Source organism: Streptomyces sp. NPDC002825 (assembly GCF_040295385.1).
GTDB lineage: Bacteria > Actinomycetota > Actinomycetes > Streptomycetales > Streptomycetaceae > Streptomyces.
In genome coordinates, this window is record NZ_JBEOVH010000023.1 from 1 (window position 1) to 21,171 (window position 21,171).

Annotated in this window: 20 protein-coding genes; 7 read left to right on the forward strand and 13 right to left on the reverse strand. The window is 72.4% G+C overall.

All coding sequences use genetic code 11. The features are described 5' to 3' along the window. Positions 1 to 101: 101 nt before the first annotated feature. The gene (locus ABT041_RS25935) at positions 102 to 1,253 is read right to left on the reverse strand and encodes a glycerate kinase (RefSeq protein ID WP_351188314.1); all 1,152 of its coding nucleotides are present in this window, start codon (positions 1,251 to 1,253) and stop codon (positions 102 to 104) included. 112 nt (positions 1,254 to 1,365) lie between these two features. On the opposite strand from ABT041_RS25935, the gene ABT041_RS25940 reads away from it, so the two are divergent. Then, the gene (locus tag ABT041_RS25940; RefSeq protein WP_351188315.1) at positions 1,366 to 3,066 is read left to right on the forward strand and encodes a BCCT family transporter; all 1,701 of its coding nucleotides are present in this window, start codon (positions 1,366 to 1,368) and stop codon (positions 3,064 to 3,066) included. 43 nt (positions 3,067 to 3,109) lie between these two features. Continuing rightward, positions 3,110 to 4,177, forward strand: a complete 1,068-nt coding sequence (locus ABT041_RS25945) for an ADP-ribosylglycohydrolase family protein (RefSeq protein ID WP_351188317.1) — start codon at positions 3,110 to 3,112, stop codon at positions 4,175 to 4,177. A 153-nt stretch (positions 4,178 to 4,330) separates the two neighbouring features. Here the strand turns inward: ABT041_RS25945 and ABT041_RS25950 are convergent, their stop codons facing one another. Continuing rightward, positions 4,331 to 4,534 (reverse strand): DUF2191 domain-containing protein, encoded by a 204-nt coding sequence (locus ABT041_RS25950; protein ID WP_351188319.1) that lies wholly within the window; start codon positions 4,532 to 4,534, stop codon positions 4,331 to 4,333. A 64-nt stretch (positions 4,535 to 4,598) separates the two neighbouring features. On the opposite strand from ABT041_RS25950, the gene ABT041_RS25955 reads away from it, so the two are divergent. Continuing rightward, entirely contained in the window at positions 4,599 to 5,318 is a 720-nt protein-coding gene (locus ABT041_RS25955; protein ID WP_351188321.1) for an SIR2 family NAD-dependent protein deacylase, read from the forward strand. Here ABT041_RS25955 and ABT041_RS25960 read toward each other — a convergent pair. The 6 genes from ABT041_RS25960 to ABT041_RS25985 form a co-directional block, all read right to left on the reverse strand. Beyond that, complete coding sequence (locus tag ABT041_RS25960; protein ID WP_351188323.1) at positions 5,315 to 5,815, reverse strand: methylated-DNA--[protein]-cysteine S-methyltransferase; 501 nt, start codon at positions 5,813 to 5,815, stop codon at positions 5,315 to 5,317. The two genes, ABT041_RS25955 and ABT041_RS25960, sit on opposite strands and share 4 nt — an antisense overlap. A gap of 32 nt (positions 5,816 to 5,847) precedes the next feature. After that, positions 5,848 to 7,326 (reverse strand): AlkA N-terminal domain-containing protein, encoded by a 1,479-nt coding sequence (locus ABT041_RS25965; RefSeq protein ID WP_351188325.1) that lies wholly within the window; start codon positions 7,324 to 7,326, stop codon positions 5,848 to 5,850. Positions 7,327 to 7,398: 72 nt separating this feature from the next. After that, complete coding sequence (locus ABT041_RS25970) at positions 7,399 to 8,220, reverse strand: metallophosphoesterase (protein WP_351188326.1); 822 nt, start codon at positions 8,218 to 8,220, stop codon at positions 7,399 to 7,401. A 108-nt stretch (positions 8,221 to 8,328) separates the two neighbouring features. Then, entirely contained in the window at positions 8,329 to 8,949 is a 621-nt protein-coding gene (locus tag ABT041_RS25975; protein WP_351188328.1) for an L-threonylcarbamoyladenylate synthase, read from the reverse strand. A 9-nt stretch (positions 8,950 to 8,958) separates the two neighbouring features. Further along, the gene (locus tag ABT041_RS25980; protein WP_351188594.1) at positions 8,959 to 10,362 is read right to left on the reverse strand and encodes a phytoene desaturase family protein; all 1,404 of its coding nucleotides are present in this window, start codon (positions 10,360 to 10,362) and stop codon (positions 8,959 to 8,961) included. An 81-nt stretch (positions 10,363 to 10,443) separates the two neighbouring features. After that, positions 10,444 to 11,280, reverse strand: coding sequence for an inositol monophosphatase family protein (locus ABT041_RS25985; protein ID WP_351188330.1), 837 nt, complete (start codon positions 11,278 to 11,280; stop codon positions 10,444 to 10,446). 112 nt (positions 11,281 to 11,392) lie between these two features. On the opposite strand from ABT041_RS25985, the gene lplAB reads away from it, so the two are divergent. Then, positions 11,393 to 12,448 carry a lipoate-protein ligase LplAB gene (gene lplAB / locus ABT041_RS25990; protein WP_351188332.1) on the forward strand — a complete coding sequence of 352 codons (1,056 nt, stop codon included), beginning with the start codon at positions 11,393 to 11,395 and terminating at the stop codon, positions 12,446 to 12,448. Positions 12,449 to 12,812: 364 nt separating this feature from the next. Continuing rightward, the gene (locus ABT041_RS25995; RefSeq protein ID WP_351188334.1) at positions 12,813 to 13,616 is read left to right on the forward strand and encodes a serine protease; all 804 of its coding nucleotides are present in this window, start codon (positions 12,813 to 12,815) and stop codon (positions 13,614 to 13,616) included. Here the strand turns inward: ABT041_RS25995 and ABT041_RS26000 are convergent. Beyond that, on the reverse strand, positions 13,570 to 15,111 hold the full coding sequence (locus ABT041_RS26000; protein ID WP_351188336.1) for an NCS1 family nucleobase:cation symporter-1: 1,542 nt from the start codon (positions 15,109 to 15,111) through the stop codon (positions 13,570 to 13,572). The two genes, ABT041_RS25995 and ABT041_RS26000, sit on opposite strands and share 47 nt — an antisense overlap. 230 nt (positions 15,112 to 15,341) lie before the next feature. On the opposite strand from ABT041_RS26000, the gene ABT041_RS26005 reads away from it, so the two are divergent. Both ABT041_RS26005 and ABT041_RS26010 read left to right on the forward strand, forming a co-directional pair. Beyond that, positions 15,342 to 15,863, forward strand: coding sequence for an SMI1/KNR4 family protein (locus ABT041_RS26005; RefSeq protein WP_351188338.1), 522 nt, complete (start codon positions 15,342 to 15,344; stop codon positions 15,861 to 15,863). Between the two features lie 54 nt (positions 15,864 to 15,917). Beyond that, the gene (locus ABT041_RS26010; protein WP_502976593.1) at positions 15,918 to 16,439 is read left to right on the forward strand and encodes a LysR substrate-binding domain-containing protein; all 522 of its coding nucleotides are present in this window, start codon (positions 15,918 to 15,920) and stop codon (positions 16,437 to 16,439) included. A 7-nt stretch (positions 16,440 to 16,446) separates the two neighbouring features. Here ABT041_RS26010 and ABT041_RS26015 read toward each other — a convergent pair whose 3' ends face one another. From ABT041_RS26015 to ABT041_RS26030, 4 genes are read right to left on the reverse strand one after another with little or no spacing between them, the layout of a single operon-like run. Beyond that, a complete protein-coding gene (locus ABT041_RS26015) occupies positions 16,447 to 17,463 on the reverse strand; it encodes a TIGR03842 family LLM class F420-dependent oxidoreductase (protein ID WP_351188339.1) in 1,017 nt (338 codons plus the stop codon). Between the two features lie 10 nt (positions 17,464 to 17,473). Continuing rightward, entirely contained in the window at positions 17,474 to 18,877 is a 1,404-nt protein-coding gene (gene hydA / locus ABT041_RS26020; RefSeq protein WP_351188341.1) for a dihydropyrimidinase, read from the reverse strand. 19 nt (positions 18,878 to 18,896) lie between these two features. Further along, positions 18,897 to 20,180 (reverse strand): aspartate aminotransferase family protein, encoded by a 1,284-nt coding sequence (locus ABT041_RS26025; RefSeq protein WP_351188343.1) that lies wholly within the window; start codon positions 20,178 to 20,180, stop codon positions 18,897 to 18,899. Continuing rightward, positions 20,177 to 21,019 carry a nitrilase-related carbon-nitrogen hydrolase gene (locus ABT041_RS26030; RefSeq protein WP_351188344.1) on the reverse strand — a complete coding sequence of 281 codons (843 nt, stop codon included), beginning with the start codon at positions 21,017 to 21,019 and terminating at the stop codon, positions 20,177 to 20,179. The genes ABT041_RS26025 and ABT041_RS26030 overlap by 4 nt, the downstream gene beginning before the upstream one ends. Between the last annotated feature and the right edge of the window lie 152 nt (positions 21,020 to 21,171).

A 21,171-nucleotide genomic window follows, 5' to 3' on the forward strand; every position in this document is an offset into this window, starting at 1 on the left:
GCCGTCCGTTGTGCCCACCCTCCCCCAAGCTCTCGGCTTCGCTCGAGCAGGGGGGACCCCCATCGCCCCTTGCGGAACGCCTGCCCACAACGGGGGTGGGGCTACCGCAGGAAGTCCGTTGCGATGTTCGACGCCACCATTTCGAGCAGCGGACCCGCATGCGCGATGCACTTCGCCGTGTCCGGCTCCAGCTCCGTCAGCGGGTACGCGCGGCGGATGCCGGCCGTCCCCAGGGCCTCCGGCGGCAGGGCCAGGCGGCCGCAGACCGCGACGACCTCCTTGCCGGCGGCGCGGGCGGCGGCGGCGACGCCGGCGGGGGCCTTGCCGTGGAGGGTCTGCTCGTCGAGGGAGCCCTCGCCGGTGATGACGAGGGTGGCCCGCTCAAGGGCGGGGGCGAAGCCGAGGACCTCCAGCATCAGCTCGATGCCGGGCCGGAAGCTCGCGCCGAGGATCAGCGCGCCGTATCCGATGCCGCCGGCCCCGCCCGCGCCGGGCGCGACGGCGGCCTCGGCGGCGCGCGGCCCGATGGCCTTCTCCAGGACGGTGGCGAAGTGCGCGAGGGCCGCGTCGAGCACCCGGACGTCGTCCGGGGTGGCGCCCTTCTGCGGCCCGTAGACGGCGGGGGCTCCCTTGGGGCCGGTCAGCGGGTTGTCGACGTCGCTCGCGAGGATCAGGTCGACGGAGCCGAAGCGGGGGTCGAGCCCGCTGAGGTCGGCCGTGGCGAGGTCGGCGAGCGGCGCGCCGCCGGGGCCGACGGGCTCGCCGTCCGCGTCGAGGAAGCGGGCGCCGAGCGCGGCGAGCATGCCGGAGCCGCCGTCGGTGGTGGCGCTGCCGCCGACGCCGAAGACGAGGGTGGTGGCACCGGCGTCGAGGGCGGCGCGGAGCAGCTCTCCGGAGCCGTACGTGGTCGCCGTGAGGGGGGCGAACACGCCGGGCGGGAGCAGCTGGAGGCCCGAGGCCTCGGCCATCTCGACGACCGCGGTGGTGCCGCGCAGCGCGAACGCCGCGGTGACCGGCTCGCCGAGCGGGCCCGTCACACGGACCTCGCGCCGCTCGAAGCCGGCGGCGACGGCCGCGGCGACGGTGCCGTCGCCGCCGTCGGCGACCGGCAGGGTCTCCACCGTGAGCTCGGGGACGACCCGTCGCAGTCCTGCCGTCACCCGCTCCGCGACCTGTACGGCCGTGAGCGAGCCCTTGAACTTGTCGGCTGCCACGAGAACGTGTGCGGCCTGAGTTGCTGCCCCGTCCGTCACCTTGCATCCCTTGCTTTCGAACGTGCAGTCGCGCCGAGGGGGAGCCTATCCGTACCGCCAGACGGCGTGCCACCCCCTGATAAGGCGATATTCCGGACCATAGTGGGGTCACATGAGTACGGAAAAGATCGTTCCGGACGGCAGGACGGACGGCACGACGGACGAGGGCAGCGACGGCCGGCCCGACGGCGCGGTCATCGGGATCGGCGTCGCGGCCGTCGTCGCGGTCGTCGCCTGGGCGGCGCTGGGCGAGGACTCGTTCGACCGCGCCTCCTCCACCGCCCTCGCGTGGGTGCTGTCGAACTTCGCCTGGCTGTTCGTGGTCGCCGCGGACACCTTCCTGGTGCTGTGCGTGGTGATCGCGCTGAGCCGCTTCGGCCGGATCAGGCTGGGCGCCGACGACTCGGAGCCGGAGTTCACGAACCTGGCGTGGATCGCGATGATGTTCAGCGCCGGCATGGGCATCGGTCTGATGTTCTACGGGGTCGGGGAACCGCTGACGCACTTCCTGAACCCTCCGCCGGCGACCGGGGTCCCGGCGGGGACCGGCGCGGCGGCCAGGACGGCCCTGGAGTACTCGTTCTTCCACTGGACGCTGACCCCGTGGGCGATCTACGGCATCGCGGGTCTCGCGCTGGCGTACGCGGGCTTCCGCAAGGGCCGGGGGAACCGGCTGAGCTCCGCCTTCGTGCCGCTGATGGGGGCGCGCCGGGCGGCGTCCTGGCCGGGCAAGGCGGTCGACCTGCTCGCGGTGTTCGCGACGGTGTTCGGCACGGCGACGAGCCTGGGGCTCGGCGCGCTCCAGGTCGCCGAGGGGCTGAACCTGACGATGGACGTGGAGAACTCCACGGCCACGCAGCTGATCATCATCGTGGCCCTGTCGGGGGCCTTCGTGCTCTCGGCGTTCTCCGGGCTGCACAAGGGCGTGAAGTGGCTGTCCACGCTGAACATCGTCCTCGCGGCCTGTCTGATGCTCTTCGTGTTCCTGCTCGGCCCGACGGTCTACGTCCTGGACACCATCCCGGCCTCCGTCGGGGGCTATCTGCACGAGCTGCTGCCGATGGCGAGCCGCACGGGTGCGTTCACCGACCGCGACTGGCTGGGCGCCTGGACGATCTTCTACTGGGCGTGGTGGCTGTCCTGGGCGCCGTTCGTCGGCACCTTCATCGCCCGGATCTCGCGCGGCCGGACGATCCGCGAGTTCCTGGTGGGGGTGCTGCTCGTGCCCTCGGGGGCGACGGTGGTGTGGTTCTGCGTGATGGGCGGGACCGCGATCCGGCTGGAGTCGACGGGTGCGGCGGACCTGGCGACGGCGGTCGAGGACGGCGCCGAGGCCTCGCTGTTCGCGATGCTGGAGGCGCTGCCGATCGGGACGGTGACCTCGGTCATCGCGATGCTCCTGGTGATGACGTACTTCGTCACGAGCGCGGACTCGGCCTCCCTGGTGATGGGTTCGCTGACGAGCCGCGGCTCGCTCCACCCGCCGACCTGGCTCGTGGTGACCTGGGGCGTCCTGATGGCGGCCGTGGCGGCGGTGCTGCTCGTGGCGGGCGGTCTGACCTCGCTGCAGACGGCGACGATCCTGGTGGCGCTGCCGTTCGTGGTGGTGATGCTGGTGCTGTGCTTCGCGCTCCTGAAGGAGCTGCGGGAGGACCCGGGGGCGGGCCCGGCCCGGCACCACGCCCTGCACGGGCTGCGGGACGCGGTGCGGACGCTGGTGGGCGAGGCGATGACGGAGCGGGCCGACGACCGTCCCGAGGAGCTCCGACCGCCGGAGAAGGCCCGTACCGGCGCGGAGCCGCCCGAGGACTGACGGTCGGCGCGCGCCCGGCCGCCCGATTCGGTACACCGGAGGTATGGGGTTCACGGACGGGGAGCTCGGGGACCGGATCCTGGGCGGCTGGACGGGCCGGATCGCCGGGAACATGCTCGGCAAGCCGGTGGAGCGCGGCGACCACTGGACCAGGGAGCACATCGACGCGTATCTGCGGCTGACCGGGGCGCTCCCGCTGACGGACTACCTCCCTCCCCCGCCGCCCGGGGCGACGGGCTTCGAGCTGCGGCCGGAGTGGGAGCGGTGCGTGCGGGGCGGGATCGACGGCAGCTGCCGGGACGACGACGTCGACTGGTCGGTCCTGGGGCTGCACCTCCTGGAGACGTACGGCTTCGCGTTCACCACCGAGCAGGTCGGCCAGGAGTGGCTGCTGCGGCTGCCGTACCTGCAGACGTTCACGGCGGAGCGGGTCGCCTACCGGAACCTCGCCGACGGGCTGCGGCCGCCGCTCACCGCCACGTACGACAATCCGTACCAGGAGTGGATCGGGGCGCTGATCAGGGCCGATGTGTACGGCTGGACCTGCCCGGGCGATCCGCGCCGGGCCGCCTCGCTCGCCCGCCGGGACGCGGTCCTCTCGCACACGGGGAACGGCGTGTACGGGGCGATGTGGGCGGCGGCGCTGATCGCTGCGGCCTTCACCGCGCCGGACATCCGGTCGGCGCTGGAGACGAGCCTGGAGCGGGTGCCGGCGAGCAGCCGGCTCGCCCGGACCGTACGGGGCACCGTCGCGCTGTACGAGTCGGGGCTCGGCTGGTCGGAGGCGCTCACCGAGCTCGCGGAGCGGACGGCGGGCCTCGGCTGGATCCACACGATCCCGAACGCGGCCGTCCTGACCGCCGGACTCCTGTACGGCGAGGGGGACTTCACCCGCACGATCGCGCTGACCGTCCGCGGCGGCCTGGACACCGACTCCAACGGGGCGACGGCGGGCTCGGTCGCCGGGGTCCGCTGCGGCGCGGCCGCGATCCCGGCGCAGTGGTCCGAGCCGCTGCGCGACCGGGTGCACAGCGCCGTCTTCGGCTTCGACGGCGTCCGCATCAGCGAACTGGCGGAGCGGACCCTGCGGTTGACGGAGCGGACGGAGTGAGGGAGGGCTTGGGATCCACGGGACGGTCGAGGGACGACAGGGCCGTGGCGACCAGCAGCAGGGCACCGACGACCAGGACGAGACCGCCGAGGAGAACCCAGAAGCAGCCGCCGAGGAGCAGACGGGCGCGCCGGCCGGAGGTCTCCGGCACGGTCAGCCCTGCGGAGGTTCCGGCGGGACGATCTCGCCGGTGCGCTGCGGCTCGTCGCGGCTGACGGCTCGTGCCTCGGTGCGGTGGCCGCGGGCGATGTAGTCACGGACCACCGCCTCGACGGCGTCCTGGGGGTTGCCGATGCCGGCCAGGACCATGACTTCCACGACGAGTTCGGCGTCGAGCACGACGTTCACCTTGGCCATGCCGGGAACCTGACACCCGGAAACCCGATCTCGGGAGCGGTGTGGCGGTGCCTAGGGTCTTCGCATGACGATGGTCGCGATCTTCACCGGTGCCGGCATCTCCACCGACTCGGGCATCCCCGACTACCGGGGTCCGAACGGTCTGTGGCGGCGGGACCCCGAGGCCGAGCGTCTCGTCACGTACGGGCCCTACATGGCCGATCCGGAGATCCGCCGCCGCTCGTGGCGGATGCGGCTCGACGGTCCGGCCCTGAGCGCCGAGCCGAACGTGGCGCACCACGCGATCGCCGCGTACGAACGGACGAGCGGCAACGCGCTGCGGGTGATCACGCAGAACGTGGACGGCTTGCACCAGGCCGCCGGGGTGTCCGCGCGGAAGGTTCTCGAACTCCACGGCTCGGCACGGTCGGTGGTGTGCACGGCCTGCCACGCGCGCTCGTCGACGGCGGAAGCGCTCGACCGGGTACGGGCCGGTGACGACGACCCGGCGTGCCGGGCGTGCGGCGGGATCCTCAAGCCGGCGACGGTGATGTTCGGGCAGCGGCTCGATCCGGTGGTGCTCGGCCAGGCCATGTCGATCGCCAAGGCCACCGAGGTGTTCGTCGCGGTGGGCAGCAGCCTCCAGGTCCAGCCGGCGGCCTCCCTCGCGGGGATCGCGGCGGAGCACGGCGCCCGGCTGATCATCGTGAACGCCGAGCCCACCCCGTACGATCCCGTCGCCGACGAGGTCGTGCGCGAGCCGATCGGCACGGCGCTGCCCGCGCTCCTCGACCGGCTCCGCTAGAAGAGGGCGTCCGGTTCCGCCGCACCCGATTCGAAGGCGAGCAGCCGCTGCTTGCGGTCCAGGCCGCCGCCGTAGCCGGTGAGGCTGCCTCCCGCGCCGACGACCCGGTGGCAGGGGACGATGATGCCGACGGGGTTCTTGCCGTTGGCCAGGCCCACGGCCCGCGAGGCGCCGGGGTTGCCGAGCTCCTCGGCGAGTTCGCCGTACGTCCGGGTCTCGCCGTACGGGATGCGCAGGAGCTGCTCCCAGACGCGCAGCTGGAACGGGGTGCCGATCAGGTTCAACGGCAGCTCGAACTCGGTGAGTTCGCCCGCGAAATAGGCGTCGAGCTGGCGGATCACCTCGCCGAAGGGGCGCGGGTCGGGCTCGCCGAAGGTCTCCTCCGGCGGGCGGTGCCGCTGTCCCGTCATGTGGAGGCGGCTGAGGACGCCGTCGACGGCGACGAGCGTCAGCGGCTCGTAGGGGCTGTCCACGACGGTGTGCTGGATGGCGGGCATGGGACGGTCCTCACGGTGCTCGGAGAGGTGCTTCACGCGGGAAGGAGGTTGATCGGGTGGTCGTCGGTCGCCCAGAGGTACTGGACGGCGTAGGCGCGCCAGGGGCGCCAGTGCGCGGCGCGGGCGGTGAGCGCGGCCGGGGTGCCGGGCAGTCCCAGCCCCTCGGCGGCACGGCGGACTCCGAGGTCGCCGGGGAGGAAGGCGTCGGGGTCGCCGAGCGCCCGCATGGCGATGATCTCGGTGGTCCAGGGGCCGAAGCCGGGCAGGGCGAGGAGCCGGGCGCGGGCCTCCTCGCGGTCGTCGGCGGGGCCGAGCGGGAGCGAGCCGTCGGCGAGGGCTCCGACCAGGGTGAGGAGGGTGGTGCGGCGGCTGCGCGGCAGGGCGAGGGTCTCGGGGTCGAGGGCGGCGAGCGCCTCGGGTCCCGGGAAGAGATGGGTGAGCCCGCCCTCGGGGTCCTCGATGGGGACGCCGTGCGCGGTGACCAGGCGGGCGGCGTGGGTGCGGGCGGCGGCGGTGGAGACCTGCTGGCCGAGGACGGCCCGTACGGCGAACTCGGCGGCGTCGACGGTCCCCGGCACCCGGCGGCCGGGCGCCTTGTCGACGATCGGGGTGAGCAGCGGGTCGGCGCGGAGCCGGTCGTCGACGGCGACGGGGTCGGCGTCGAGGTCGAGGAGCCGGCGGCAGCGGCTGATCGCCTGGGTGAGGTCGCGCGGGTCCGTGAGGAAGAGCCGGCAGGCGATGTGGTCGGGGCGCGGGGAGAGGGCGACGATGCCGTGTCCGTACGGGAGGCTCAGCGTCCGCCGGTAGGCGCCGTCGCGCCACTCCTCGACCCCGGGGATGGCGGTCGCGGCCAGGTGTCCGAAGAGGTTGGAGGGTTCCAGCGGGGCGCGGAACGGCAGCCGGAGGCTGATGACGCCGGGGGTCGCGGTCGGCTGGAGCGGTGACCGGCGGGCGGCGCGGGCGCGGAGCTCGCCGGGAGTGAGGGCGAAGACCTCGCGGACGGTGTCGTTGAAGGTGCGGATGGAGGAGAAGCCGGCGGCGAAGGCGATCTCGCCGAAGGGCATCCCGGTGGTCTCGATGAGCAGCCGGGCGGTCTGGGCGCGCTGGGCGCGGGCCAGGGCGAGGGGTCCTGCGCCCAGTTCGGCGAGGAGCTGGCGCTCGATCTGGCGGGTGGACCAGCCGAGCCGCCGGGCGAGGCCGGGGACGCCCTCGCGGTCGACGACGCCGTCCTGGATGAGCCGTACGGCGCGGGCGACGGCGTCGGCCCGGACGTTCCACTGGGGGGAGCCGGGGCTGGTGTCGGGCCGGCACCGCTTGCAGGCCCGGTAGCCGGCGCGCTGGCAGGAGGCCGCGCTGGGGTGGAACTCCATGTTCTCCGGCTTGGGCGGGACGGCCGGGCAGCTGGGCCGGCAGTAGATCCGGGTCGTGCGGACGGCGGTGAAGAAGACGCCGTCGAAACGGGCCTCCTTCGACTGGACGGCCCGTACGCAGCGCTCGGTGTCGTTGTGCATGGTTCCAGGATCGGGGACGGACGGCTCGCGGGCTGGCGAGAAAACGACATGGACGTCCGCCCCCTCCCGGCCTCAGACGGTGACGGTCCGGTAGTGGGTGGTCAGGCGGCCGTCCTCGTCGAGCACGTGGAAGGCGAGGGCGGGCGGCAGGCCGAGGTGGACGTGTGGGTGATCGGTCGGGTTCTCCCAGGGCAGGCGCAGGGCCGAGACCACCCCGGGCGCGACGAGCAGCGGGCGCCCGGCGAAGGTGGTGGCGGCGGCCGTGTGGGCGTGGCCGGCGAGGAAGGCCGTGAGGTGGGGGTGGCGGCCGGCGAGCGCGGCGAGCCGCTCCTCGCCGAACTGCCGGATCCCGTCCACGTACGGGGTGTGCAGCGGGACCGGCGGGTGGTGGAAGGCGACCAGGACGGGCACCTCGCGCGGGGTGGCGGCGAGGACGCCGTCGAGCCACTCGATCGTCTCGTCCTCGAGGAGGCCCTGGTCCTCGCCGGGCACCGAGGAGTCGCAGAGGGCGATGACGAAACCCTCGCCGCGGAGCACCTGGTTGACGGGGGCGTACGGGCGCGCCGCGAAGTCCCCCGGGAGGCTCTGCGCGGCCGGGCCCCGCTCGGGGAGGCTCTGCTCGGCCACGCTCTGCTCGCCGAGGAGGCCCTTGCGGAAGGCGGCGCGGTCGTCGTGGTTGCCGGGGCAGACGAGCAGCGGGTGGCGGGAGGTCAGCAGCTCCCGCGCCACCGCGTACTCGTCCGGTGCCCCGTGGTCGGCGATGTCCCCCGTGACGAGGACGGCCGCCAGGTCGTACGGCAGCTCCTCCAGGTAACGCAGGACGGCGCGGGCGCGGTCCTGGCTGCGCCGCTCCCCGTCGATGTGGACGTCGCTGACGTGGGCGATGACGATCATGCGCTCGGACCTCCGTGGGTGCGCGTGAACGGGCGTTCACGCGACCGTACGGTGATCGGGTGCGGGTCGGGTAGGGCCGATCCGGGACCGGTGGCCTCTTCGGTCCGGCTACTCGAAGCGGAGGGTGTCCCCCGCGCCGCGGCGGACGATCTCGGGCTCGCCGCTGGAGAAGTCGACGACGGTGGTGGGTTCGGTGCCGCAGTCGCCGGAGTCGAGAACGGCGTCGACCTGGTGGTCGAGCCGCTCCTTGATCTCCCAGCCCTGGGTGAGCGGTTCGGCCTCGTCGGGCAGCAGGAGGGTGCTGGAGAGCAGCGGCTCGCCGAGTTCGGCGAGCAGGGCCTGGGTGACGACGTGGTCGGGGATGCGGACGCCGACGGTCTTCTTCTTGGGGTGGAGGAGCTGGCGCGGCACCTCCTTCGTCGCCGGGAGGATGAAGGTGTACGCGCCGGGCGTCGAGGCCTTGACGGCGCGGAAGACGTCGTTGTCGATGTGCACGAGCTGGCCCAGCTGGGCGAAGTTCGCGCACATCAGCGTGAAGTGGTGCCGGTCGTCGAGGTCGCGGATGGTGCGGATGCGGCTGATGCCGTCGCGGCTGCCGAGCCGGGTGCCGAGCGCGTAGCAGGAGTCGGTCGGGTACGCGACGAGCGCCCCGTTCCTGATGGAGTCGGCCACCGCGCCGATGGTGCGGGGCTGGGGGTTGTCGGGGTGCACGTCGAAGTACTTGGCCATGGGGGCAGTCTATTTTCGCAGGCTCCGCCATACGGCCTTCGCCGCGTTGTGCCCGGACATGCCGTGCACGCCGGGGCCGGGCGGGGTCGCGGAGGAGCAGAGGAAGACCGCCGGGTGCGGGGTGGCGTAGGGGCGGAGGGAGAGCGTGGGGCGCAGCAGGAGCTGGAGGCCGCGGGCTGCGCCGCAGGCGATGTCGCCGCCGACGTAGTTGGCGTTGTGCTCGGCGAGTTCCCGCGGGCCCGCGGTGGCGCGGGCCAGCACGCGGTCGCGGAAGCCGGGAGCGAAGCGCTCGATCTGACGCTCGATCGCCTCGGTGAGGTCGCCGCGCCAGCCGTTCGGCACGTGCCCGTACGCCCAGAACACGTGCTTGCCCTCGGGGGCCCGGGACGGGTCGACGAGGCTGGGCTGGGCGGTGATGAGGAAGGGGACGTCGGGGGCGGTACCGGAGGAGGCCTCGCTGAGGGCGGTGCCGATCTCGCCGGCGGTGGGGCCGACCTGGACGGTGCCGGCCCGGCGGGCCTCCTCGGCGGTCCACGGCACGGGCCCGTCGAGCGCGTAGTCGATCTTGAAGGCGGCGGCGCCGTACTTGTAGTGGTCGTAGTGCCCGCCGAAGCCGGCGATCCGGGCGAGGGCGGTGGGCGAGGTGTCGAAGACGTAGGCGCGGGCGGGCGGCAGGTCGTCGAGCCGCTTGACCTCGAAGTCGGTGTGGACGGCGCCGCCGAGGTCCTTGAGGTACGCGGCGAGGGCGTCGGAGATCGACTGGGAGCCGCCCCGGGGCAGCGGCCAGCCGCCCGCGTGCGCGGCGAGCGCGAAGACCAGGCCGACGGCGCCGGTGGCGAAGCCGCCGAGAGGGGCCATGACATGGGCGACGAGCCCGGCGAGGAGCGCGGGGGCCTTCTCGTCCTGGAACCTTCGCATCAGCCAGGTGGACGGCGGGAGTCCGGCGAGGCCGAAGCGGGCGAGGGTGACCGGGTCGCGGGGCAGCGCGGTGAGCGGCAGCTGCATGAAGTCGCTCGCGAGCGTGTCCCACTTGCCGAGGAAGGGGGCGACGAGCCTGCGGTACGTCCCCGCGTCGCGCGGCCCGAAGGAGGCGGCGGTCTCGGCGACGGAGCGGGCGAGGACGGCGGCGGTGCCGTCGTCCCAGGGGTGGGCCATGGGCAGTTCGGGGTGGAGCCACTCCAGGCCGTACCGGTCGAGCGGCATCGTCTTGAAGACGGGCGAGCCGGCACCGAGCGGATGCACGGCGGAGCAGGGGTCGTGACGGAAGCCGGGGAGGGTGAGCTCCTCCGTCCTGGCGCCGCCGCCGACGGTGGACTTGGCCTCGAAGACGGCCACGGAGAGGCCGCGCCGGGCCAGTTCGACGGCGGCCGTCAGTCCGTTGGGCCCCGCCCCCACGACGACGGCATCGAGCATCGACGTCTCGTTCGTCACCTTCGGACTCCTTCGTCAGCCGATGGCCAAGGCTCCCAGGATAGGCGGGGGGCGGACCGCTCCTCACGCGCCCCCGAGGAGCGTCCGGATCCGCTCGGCGGTCGCCGCGTCCCGGGCGGTCGTGAACGGCAGCGCGTTGCCCCCGGTGATGCGGAACGGCTCCCCCGCGATCGTCGTCGTCGCACCGCCGGCCTCGGCGACCAGGAGGAGTCCGGCGGCGTGGTCCCAGGCGTACTCCCAGCTGAAGGCGGTGCCGTCGAGCGCCCCGCGCGCCACGGCGAGGTACTCGAGCCCGGCCGAACCGCAGGGCCTGGGCCGTACCCCTTCGGCATTCAGGCCGAGCAGGGCCCGCTTCTGGTCCGGGGTGGTGTAGTCGGGGTGCGAGGTGGCGACCTCCAGGACCGCGTCCGGCGCCGGCGAACCGGAGCGTATGGCCCGCCCGTTGAGCGTGGCGCCGCGTCCGCGCACCGCCACCGCCATCTCCTCGAGGGCGGGGGCGAAGGTCCAGGAGGCGAGGATCTCGCCGTGCCGGGCGAGGGCGACGAGCGTGCAGAAGGCGGGGTCGCCGTGGACGAACTGGCGGGTGCCGTCGACGGGGTCGACGATCCAGACGGGCGCGTCGCCGCGCAGCGCCTCGTACACGGCGGGGTCGGCGTGGACGGCCTCCTCCCCCACGACCACCGAGCCGGGCAGCAGGGCGGTGAGGGAGGCGGTGAGGTGGGCCTCGGCCGCCCGGTCGGCGACGGTGACGAGGTCGTGCGGGCCGTTCTTCTCGACGATGTCGTCGGCGGCGAGCTGCCGGAAGCGCGGCGTGATCTCGGCGGCGGCCGCCTTGCGGACCGCCTCCTCGACCTCGGTCGTACGGCCGTCGAGGACGTGTTCAAGGAAGTCTTCGATCATGCCCCCAGCTAAGCACGGGGGACTGACAACCGGAATGCCGCACTTGTCACCCCCCGTTTCCCCGGGGAGTACCCTTTGGCCGAGTTCACCCCTTACAGGCAGGGAGGCGTCCGTGCACGGCGAGTACAAGGTCCCCGGCGGAAAGCTCGTCGTCGTCGACCTCGACACCGAGGACGGGGTCCTGCGGAACGTCCGGGTCGCGGGCGACTTCTTCCTGGAGCCGGACGAGGCGATCCTCGCGATCGACGGGGCCCTCGAAGGCGCCCCGGCCGACACGGACGCCTCCGCGCTCGCGGCACGGATCGACGCGGCGCTCCCGCCGGGCACGCAGATGTTCGGCCTGACCACGGAGGGCGTCGGGGTCGCGGTCCGCCGCGCCCTCGCCCACGCCACGGACTGGACCGACTACGACTGGCAGCTGATCCACGAGCCGCCGCAGTCCCCCGCGCTGCACATGGCGCTCGACGAGGTCCTGACGGCCGAGGTCGCGGCCGGCCGCCGCCCGCCGACCCTGCGGGTCTGGGAGTGGGGCGCCCCGGCCGTGGTGATCGGCAGCTTCCAGTCCCTGCGCAACGAGGTCGACCCGGAGGCGGCGGATCGGCACGGCATCCAGGTGGTGCGCCGGATCAGCGGCGGCGGGGCGATGTTCATCGAGCCGGGCAACACGATCACGTACTCCCTCTCCGTCCCCGACGCCCTCGTGCAGGGCCTGTCCTTCACCGACAGCTACGCCTACCTCGACGACTGGGTGCTCGGCGCGCTCGGCGACATGGGGATCCGCGCCTGGTACCAGCCGCTCAACGACATCGCGACGGACGCGGGCAAGATCGCGGGCGCGGCGCAGAAGCGGCTGGTGGCGGGCGAGGGCGCGGTCCTGCACCACGTGACGATGGCGTACGACATCGACGCGGACAAGATGACGGAGGTGCTGCGGATCGGCCGCGAGAAGCTCTCCGACAAGGGCACGAAGAGCGCGAAGAAGCGGGTGGACCCGCTGCGACGTCAGACCGGGCTGCCGCGCGAGACGGTGATCTCCCGGATGGTCGCGTCCTTCCGGAGCCGGTACGGGCTCGCGGAGGGCGCTCTGACGGAGGACGAACTGACCCGCGCGAAGGAGCTGGCGGAGTCCAAGTTCGGCACGCCCGAGTGGACGGCCCGGGTGCCGTAGCCCCCGCCGTGTGGGCAATCGTCCCGCATGGGGGTCCCCCCAGGACGAAGTCCTAGGGGGAGGGACGGGTGGGCACACGGGACGGCGCCCTTCAGCGGCGCCTCCGCGTTCCGCGCCTGGACCCGCAGCACCAGTGCACTGCGCACGGGGTGCGGGTTCAGGCGCGGAAGCGTCTGGCGCCGGCAAGGGCGCCGTTCCGTTGTGCCCACCCTCCCCCAAGCTCTCGGCTTCGCTCGAGCAGGGGGACCCCCATCGCCCCGTGCGGAACGCATGCCCACAACAGGGGTGACCCCGGAACGTTCTTGTCGTTGATGCCCGTGCGGAAACGTCACGGCGTCGACAGGGCGGAGTTCAGGTGGGACGGGTGAGGAAGCTCATGGCGGCGGTCGTGGGCGCGGTGTTGGGGGTGTGTCCGCTCGGTGTCGCGCCGCACGCGTCCGCGGTTGTCGGCGGGCAGGAGGCACGGCCCCATCAGTACCCGTTCATGGTCGGGCTCGTGGACCGGGAGGAGCGGCGGGTGATGTGCGGCGGCGCGCTGGTCGGCGAGCGGTACGTGCTGACCGCCGCGCACTGTCTGACCGGCTCGTACAGCAGCACCGCGCGCGTGGGGGTGCTCCTCGGCGACCACGACCTGACCCGCGCGGACGACAGCCCGAACGCCGTGCTCGCGACCCCCGCCGCCTTCCTCCCCCACCCGGGCTACGACCCCGCCACCCAGCGGGACGACATCGCGCTGATCCGGCTGGCCGAGCCCGTGGTGTTCAGCCGTGACGTGCGGGCGGTCGCCCTGCCCGCCCGTTACGTCCACGGTTCGTTCGACCACACCCAGGTCGAGGCCCCCGGCTGGGGCGCCACCTCCTTCGGGGGCCCTACCTCCGACGTCCTGCGCACCGTGCTCCTCGGCACCATGAGCAACCCGACGTGCGACGCCCGGGGCATGTCCCAGGTGACCGCCGCCCAGCTCTGCACGTACGCGCCGGGCCGGGACACCTGCCAGTACGACTCCGGCGGCCCCCTGGTGCACACGGTCGCGGGGACGCCGTACCTGATCGGTCTCGTCTCGTACGGGAAGGGGTGCGCGACCGACACCCCCGCCGTGAACACCCGGGTCTGGTCCTACCTCAGCTGGATCGGGCGGACGGCCGGGCGGCTGCCCCGCGCTTCATGAGGGCCGTGTAGAGGAGCAGGGCGGCGGCCAGGCCCACGGCCCAGCCGTAGTCGGCGAGCGGCTTGAGGAAGGGGATCAGGCCGTCCTCGGGGAACGGCCCCGCACCCGGCGCCGAGTGCGAGCCGCCCACGGCGAGGACGCCGCCCACCGCGAAGGCGAGGACGGCGGCCGGGTTCCAGCCTCCCCGGTACCAGTAGGGGCCGTCGGCCCGGTAGAGCCCAGCGAGGTCGAGGACCGTCCGGCGGACGAGCCAGTAGTCGGCGATGAGGATGCCCGCGACCGTCCCGAGGAGGCCGCCGACCAGGCCGAGCCAGGTGAAGATGTACAGCTCCGGGGTGGCGGTGAGCTTCCACGGCATGATGAGCACGCCGACGACGCCGGTGATCAGCGCACCCGTACGGAAGTCGACCAGCCGCGGCGCGAGGTTGGCGAGGTCGTACGCCGGCGAGACGACGTTCGCCGCGATGTTGACCGACAGGGTGGCGACCAGGACGGTCACCAGGGCGAAGAGCAGCCCGAAGACGTTGTCGGTCCTGGCCGCGAGCGCCACCGGGTCCCAGACCGGCGCCCCGTACACGGCCTGCGAACCCGAGGTGACGAGCACCGAGAGCAGTGCGAACAGGGTCATCGTGGTGGGGAGTCCGAGAGTCTGTCCCCAGACCTGGGCGCGCTGGCCGGCGCCGAAGCGGGTGAAGTCGGGGATGTTGAGGCTCAGCGTCGCCCAGAAGGCGATCATGCCCATGAGGGCGGGGAAGAAGACGGGCCAGAAGTCGGCCCCCCAGCCCAGCTTCGACGGCTGGTCGAGGAGGGGGCCGAGGCCGCCCGCCTTGACCGTGATCCAGACGAGGAGGGCGAGCGCGCCGACGATCACGAAGGGGGCGGCCCAGTTCTCGAAGCGGCGCAGGGCCTCCATCCCCCGGTAGATGATGGCGAGTTCGAGCGCCCAGAAGAGGAGGAAGCAGAGCCACAGCGTCCAGGGCTGACCCGCGACCTTCGCGGCGCCCGCCCAGCCCCCGCCGAAGACCTTGTCGAGCAGGACGAAGACGCCCTGGCCGCCGATCCAGGTCTGGATGCCGAACCAGGCGCAGGCGACGCCGGCCCGGACGAGCGCGGGCAGGTTGGCCCCGCGCAGTCCGAAGGACGCCCGGGCGAGGACGGGGAACGGGATGCCGTACTTGGGGCCTGCGTGGCCGGTGAGCAGCATCGGCACGAGGACGACGACATTGGCGAGGGCGATGGTGAGGACGGCCTGCTTCCAGTCCATGCCGAGGGCGACGAGACCCGAGGCGAGCATCCAGGACGGGATGTTGTGGGCCATGCCGACCCAGAGGGCGGCGAAGTTGTAGGTGGTCCAGCGGCGCGCGGCCACGGGGACGGGCAGCAGGTCGTCGTTGACGAAGCGGGGGTCGGCGGGGGCCGTGCCGGGCGGGAGCTCGACAGGGCCGTCGCGGAGGTCGGAGGGGCCGGGTCTGCCGGAGGACGCGGTTGCGGTCATGGACGGAACCCTTCGTTCGGGGGACGGAACGAGGCCGTGCGGGGCGTGGGGTTCTTGACCAGGCGGAGTCTCGTCCCACGCCGCAGGGGCGTCAAGAGAAGGGGAGGCCCGGTCACCTGTCGAGCGAGCCCCTCGGCGGGCGCATCGCACGGCGCTGTACGGTGGCCCGCGTTCGCCGTCGCACCCTCGTCCGGGTGGCATCGGCTCGACCTGCCAGAAGGGGCCCATTGGTGACAACGCTCCCGGAGATACAGGCCCTGTTGGGCGAACCTCGGTTCAACTGGTCCGACCCGGCACCATGGGTGGCGCTGGAGCGGGAGCTCGGCGTGGAATTCCCCGCGGACTTCCACGAGATCGTGGATGCCTACGGCTCCATCTCGGTCAACGGGCAGCTGTACCTGAAGCACCCCGCCCGTCATCTTCTGCACGATCTGGGCACGATGATCAGGCAGGACCTCGAGTTCTGGCGCGAGGAGGACATGGCCGAGTTCCTGCCGGATCCGGCGGGGACGGCCCCCGGTGAACTGCTGCCGGTGGCGACGGCCACGACGGGGGAGATGGTCTTCCTCCGTGTCCCCGAGGAACCCTCCTCGGCCTGGCGCGTCCTGGTCCAGGAGATGGACAGCCCGTCCTGGACCCTCTACGAGATGACCTTCGGCGAGTGGCTGCTCGCCTATCTCAAGGGGAGGGACGTGACGCTGTGCGCGCGTGACCGCGCGCCCGACGGACCGTCCTACGAATTCCTGCCCTAGCTTCGGGAGTCGGTCGACGCCTGGGCGAGGAGCTGTGAACTCCTCGCCGCCCGGGTGCCCGGGGCGCACCTGGAGAGCTTCGGCGGCTGCATGCTCGGCCAGATGTGCCCGCCCGGCCTGCTGGTGGCGATCTCGGTCCTGGAAGGGATGTTCTTCCGGCAGCACGGCCTGACCAGCATCTCCCTCAGCTACGCGCAGCAGACGAACTTCGACCAGGACGTGGCGGGCGGCGCCGCGCTGCGCCGGCTCGCGGGCGAGTACCTGGGGGACGTGGCCTTGCACGTCGTGCTCTACACGTACATGGGGGTCTTCCCCCGTACGGAGGGGGGCGCGCTGGGGCTCCTGCCCGACCTCCGGGCCATCCTGGCGGCGGTCGCGGCCGGCGCCGGGATCTCCGTACTCCCCCGCTGTCTGTGCGAGACGGCGCTGGCGGAGGGTGCGGTCGTCCCGCTGATCCAGCCGGAGGTCCCGCCCATCAACACCCTGTACCTGGCCGTGCGCAGCGGGGCTCTTCAGGACTACCGGCTCTCGCGGATCCACAGCGAGCTGTTGCGCACGGCGCAGCACTGGACCTGATTCCGGGCTATCCGTTGAGCGCGGGGATGATGTCGGTGCCGTAGGCGTCGATGGTGGCCTCGCGGTTGTCGTGCATGTTGTAGACGGCGAACTGGTCGACGCCGAGCCCCCGCAGGTGCTTCAGCTTCTCGATGTGGGCCTCGGCCGGGCCGAGCAGGCAGAAGCGGTCGACGATCTCGTCGGGGACGAAGGCGGTGTCGGGGTTGTCGGCGCGGCCGTGGTGCGAGTAGTCGTAGCCGTGCCGGTCCTTGATGTACGCGGTGAGCTCGTCCGGGACCATGGCGGAGTGTTCGCCGTACTTGGCGACGAGGTCGGCGACGTGGTTGCCGACCATGCCGCCGAACCATCGGCACTGCTCGCGGGCGTGGGCCAGGGCCTCGGGTGAGGCGTCGGCCGTCACGTACGCGGGGGCGGCGACGCAGATGGTGAGCGCGTCGGGGTCGCGGCCGGCCTCGCGCGCCGCCTCCCGGACGGCCTTGACCATCCACTCGGTCAGGAAGGGGTCGGCGAGCTGGAGGATGAAGCCGTCCGCCTTCTGTCCGGCGAGGGCGAGGGCCCTGGGGCCGTACGCGGCCATCCAGACGGGCAGCCTGCCGTTCTTGATCCACGGGATGCGGATCGGGTTGCCGTCGACCTCCGCCTCCCGCCCCTCGGCGAGGTCGCGGATGACGTCGATGGCCTCGCCGAGGCGGGCCAGGGTGTTGGGCTTGCGGCCGGCGACGCGCATCGCGGAGTCGCCGCGGCCGATGCCGCAGACGGTCCGGTTGCCGTACATGTCGTTGAGGGTGGCGAAGGTGGAGGCGGTCACCTCCCAGGTGCGGGTTCCGGGGTTCGTCACCATCGTGCCGACGTGCAGCTTCGTCGTGTGTTCGAGGATCTGGCTGTAGATGACGAAGGGTTCCTGCCAGAGCACGGCGGAGTCGAAGGTCCAGCCGTAGCGGAAGCCGTTGCGCTCCGCCCGGCGCATCAGCCCGACGACCTGCGAGGCGGGCGGGTCGGTCTGCAGGACGAGTCCGAAGTCCAACGTCGTTCTCCTAGTTCAGGTACTGGCAGGTGGAACGGGGGGTGAAGGCGCCGTGGCCGGCGCGGCCGGTGAACTTCCGCTGGTCGATGACGGGTTCGCCGCGCGAGAGGACCGTCTCGACCTGGCCGGTGATCGTCTTCCCCTCATAGGCGGAGTAGTCGACGTTCATGTGGTGGGTCTCGGCGGAGATCGTCTGGGTGGTGTGCGGGTCGTAGATGACGATGTCCGCGTCGGCGCCGGGCGCGATCGTGCCCTTCTGCGGGTAGAGGCCGAACATCCGGGCCGGGGTGGCGCAGGCGATCTCGATCCAGCGGCGGCGGCTGATGTGCCCGTCGACGACGGCCTGGTGGAGGAGGTCCATGCGGTTCTCCACCCCCGGCAGGCCGTTGGGGATCCTGGAGAAGTCGCCGCGGCCGAGGTCCTTCTGGCCGACGAAGCAGAACGGGCAGTGGTCGGTGGAGACGACCTGGAGGTCGTTCGTCCGCAGCCCCCGCCACAGGGCCGCCTGGTGCTCCTTGGGCCGCAGCGGCGTCGAGCACACGTACTTGGCGCCCTCGAAGCCCGGCTCGGCGAGGTTGTCGGTGGAGAGGAAGAGGTACTGGGGGCAGGTCTCGCCGAAGACCGGCAGTCCCTTGTCGCGGGCGGCGGCGATCTCGGCGACGGCCTCCTCGGCGGAGACGTGGACGACGTAGAGCGGGGCGCCCGCGACCCGGGACAGCTGGATCGCGCGATGGGTGGCCTCGGCCTCCAGGAGCGCCTTGCGGACCTCTCCGTGGTAGCGCGGGTCGGTCTCGCCGCGCGCGAGGGCCTGTTCGACGAGGACGTCGATGGCGATGCCGTTCTCGGCGTGCATCATGATCAGCCCGCCGTTGTCGGCGGAGCGCTGCATGGCGCGCAGGATCCGGCCGTCGTCGCTGTAGAAGACGCCGGGGTAGGCCATGAAGAGCTTGAAGGAGGTGATGCCCTCCTGGACGAGCTTGTCCATCTCCTTGAGCGTGTGCTCGTTGACGTCGGAGAGGATCATGTGGAAGGCGTAGTCGATCGCGCAGTTGCCGTCGGCCTTGGCGTACCAGGCGTCGAGTCCTTCGCGGAGGCTGTGGCCGACGGTCTGGACGGCGAAGTCGACGATGGTGGTGGTGCCGCCCCAGGCGGCCGCGCGGGTGCCGGTCTCGAAGGTGTCGGAGGCGAAGGTGCCGCCGAAGGGCAGCTCCATGTGGGTGTGGGCGTCGACGCCGCCGGGCAGCACATAGCGGTCGGTGGCGTCGATGGTCCGGTCGGCGGTCCAGCCGGCCGCCGCGTCGGAGCCGTGGGCGGCGAGGGCGACGACGCGGCCGTCCTCGATCAGCACGTCGGCGTGGATTTCGTCGGCGGCGGTGACGACGAGACCGCCGCGGATGAGGGTACGGGTGCTCACGGGACTACTCCCCTGCCAACTAGAGTGATCTCAGTGCCTGTTCGAGGATCGCGGCTCCTTCCTCGGCCTCGGAGACGGTGAGCGAGAGCGGCGGGGCGATGCGCAGGGTGCTGGTGTTGTGGCCGCCGCCCTTGCCGATGAGCAGGCCCTTCTCGCGGGCGGCCTCCAGGACGGCGCCGGCCGCGTCCGGGTTCGCCCGGTCGGTGCCCGGTTCGGTCAGCTCGATGCCGATCATGAGGCCGCGGCCGCGGACCTCCCGTACCGCCTCGACTCCGGCGGCCGCCGCCCGGACGCGTTCGATGAGGAGGCCGCCGACCCGGCGGGCGTTGCCCTGCAGGTCGTGCTCCAGGAGGTACGCGAGGTTGGCGAGGCCCGCGGCCATGGTGATCGGCGAACCGCCGAAGGTGGAGATGGAGTTGGCGTCGAGACAGTTCATGACCTCGGCGCGGGCGACGACCCCGCCGACGGACATGCCGTTGCCGATGCCCTTGGCGAAGGTGAGGATGTCGGGCGGTCCTGCCTGGCCGTGGGCCTGCCAGCCCCAGAAGTGGTCGCCGGTGCGGCCCCAGCCGGTCTGCACCTCGTCGGAGATCCAGAGGATGCCGTGCCGGTCGAGGACGCGGCGGAAGGCGGCGTAGAGGCCGTCGGGCGGGGAGGTGAAGCCGCCGACGCCCTGGATGGGCTCGGCGATGAGGGCGGCGACGCCCGAGCGGGTCTGGCCGAGCATGTCCTCCAGGTCGGCGACGCACGCCTCGACGAACCGCTCGTCGGTGAGCCCGGCGTACGGGCCGCGCGTGCGGACGCCGCCGTGCACGTACAGGGTCTGGAGCGGGGAGAGGCTGGTCGTGGACCAGCTGCGGTTGCCGGTGATGCCGACGGTCGAGAACGAGCGGCCGTGGTAGCTGTTGCGCATCGCCAGGATCTGGTTGGAGCCGGTGTAGGCGGTGGCGAGCAGCAGGGCCGCGTCGTTGGCCTCGGTGCCGGAGGTGGTGAAGAAGACCCGGGCGTCGGGGATTCCGGAGAGGCCGGCGACGCGCTCGGCGAGCTCCACCATGGGGCGGTTGAGGTAGAGCGTCGAGGAGTGGATGATCCGCCCGGCCTGCTCGGAGACGGCCTTGGTGACCTCGGGCAGGGCGTGGGCGGTCATGGTGGTGAGGATGCCGCCGAAGAAGTCGAGGTACTTGCGTCCCTCGGAGTCCCAGACGTGCCGTCCCTCGCCGTGGGTGATCTCGAGGGGGTCGCGGTAGTAGAGGGCGACCCAGTCGGGGATGACGGCCTTGTGCCGGGCGTACAGGCTGCTCACGGCTGCACCAGCCCGTCGTACGCGTCGGGGCGGCGGTCCCGGTAGAAGGCCCACTGCTGCCGGACCTCCTCGATGAGGCCGAAGTCCAGGTCGCGGACGACGAGCTCCTCCTCCTTGTCGGAGGCGACCTCGCCGACGAACTGGCCGCGCGGGTCGACGAAGTAGCTGGTGCCGTAGAAGTCGTTGTCGCCGTACTCCTCGATGCCGACCCGGTTGATGGCGGCGACGAAGTACTCGTTGGCGACGGCGGCGGCGGGCTGCTCCAGCTGCCAGAGGTAGGAGGAGAGCCCCCGGTGGGTGGCCGAGGGGTTGTAGACCAACTGTGCCCCGTTGAGGCCGAGTTGGCGCCAGCCCTCCGGGAAGTGGCGGTCGTAGCAGATGTAGACGCCGACCTTGCCCACGGCGGTCTCGAAGACCGGCCAGCCGGCGTTCCCCGGGCGGAAGTAGTACTTCTCCCAGAAGCCCCTGACCTGCGGGATGTGGTGCTTGCGGTACTTGCCGAGGTAGGAGCCGTCCGCGTCGATGACCGCCGCGGTGTTGTAGTAGAAGCCGGCGTCCTCCATCTCGAAGACGGGGACGACGATCACCATGCCGGTCTCGCGGGCGAGGTCCTGCATCCGGCGGACCGTCGGCCCGTTGGGGACGGGCTCGGCCCAGCGGTAGTGCTCGGGCTCCTGGACCTGGCAGAAGTAGGGGGCGTTGAACACCTCCTGGAAGCCGATCACCTGGGCGCCCTGTCTCGCGGCCTCGCGGGCGTGCTCCTCGTGTTTCGCGATCATGGATTCGGTGTCGCCGGTCCAGGTCGCCTGGACGAGCGCGGCGCGTACGACGTCGGTCATGAGCTGCTCCTTCGGCACGGCGTCAGAGAGCCTCTACGCACGTAGACGCGATGCGTAGGAGGAGAACGTAAGCCCCGTCACACCGCGGAGCAAGACCGCCGCCGTGAAGCGGCCGGGTCGATCATGTTTCATACCCGAGTGGTCCACGTCGG

Excerpts from the sequence above, each read along its gene's own strand:
- ABT041_RS25940 (WP_351188315.1), top strand. The coding sequence starts at position 1,366 with ATGAGTACGGAAAAGATCGTTCCGGACGGCAGGACGGACGGCACGACG.
- ABT041_RS25945 (WP_351188317.1), top strand. The coding sequence starts at position 3,110 with ATGGGGTTCACGGACGGGGAGCTCGGGGACCGGATCCTGGGCGGCTGG.
- ABT041_RS25950 (WP_351188319.1), bottom strand. The coding sequence starts at position 4,534 with ATGGCCAAGGTGAACGTCGTGCTCGACGCCGAACTCGTCGTGGAAGTC.
- ABT041_RS25955 (WP_351188321.1), top strand. The coding sequence starts at position 4,599 with ATGACGATGGTCGCGATCTTCACCGGTGCCGGCATCTCCACCGACTCG.
- ABT041_RS25960 (WP_351188323.1), bottom strand. The coding sequence starts at position 5,815 with ATGCCCGCCATCCAGCACACCGTCGTGGACAGCCCCTACGAGCCGCTG.
- ABT041_RS25965 (WP_351188325.1), bottom strand. The coding sequence starts at position 7,326 with ATGCACAACGACACCGAGCGCTGCGTACGGGCCGTCCAGTCGAAGGAG.
- ABT041_RS25970 (WP_351188326.1), bottom strand. The coding sequence starts at position 8,220 with ATGATCGTCATCGCCCACGTCAGCGACGTCCACATCGACGGGGAGCGG.
- ABT041_RS25975 (WP_351188328.1), bottom strand. The coding sequence starts at position 8,949 with ATGGCCAAGTACTTCGACGTGCACCCCGACAACCCCCAGCCCCGCACC.
- ABT041_RS25980 (WP_351188594.1), bottom strand. The coding sequence starts at position 10,362 with ATGCTCGATGCCGTCGTCGTGGGGGCGGGGCCCAACGGACTGACGGCC.
- ABT041_RS25985 (WP_351188330.1), bottom strand. The coding sequence starts at position 11,280 with ATGATCGAAGACTTCCTTGAACACGTCCTCGACGGCCGTACGACCGAG.
- ABT041_RS26000 (WP_351188336.1), bottom strand. The coding sequence starts at position 15,111 with ATGACCGCAACCGCGTCCTCCGGCAGACCCGGCCCCTCCGACCTCCGC.
- ABT041_RS26030 (WP_351188344.1), bottom strand. The coding sequence starts at position 21,019 with ATGACCGACGTCGTACGCGCCGCGCTCGTCCAGGCGACCTGGACCGGC.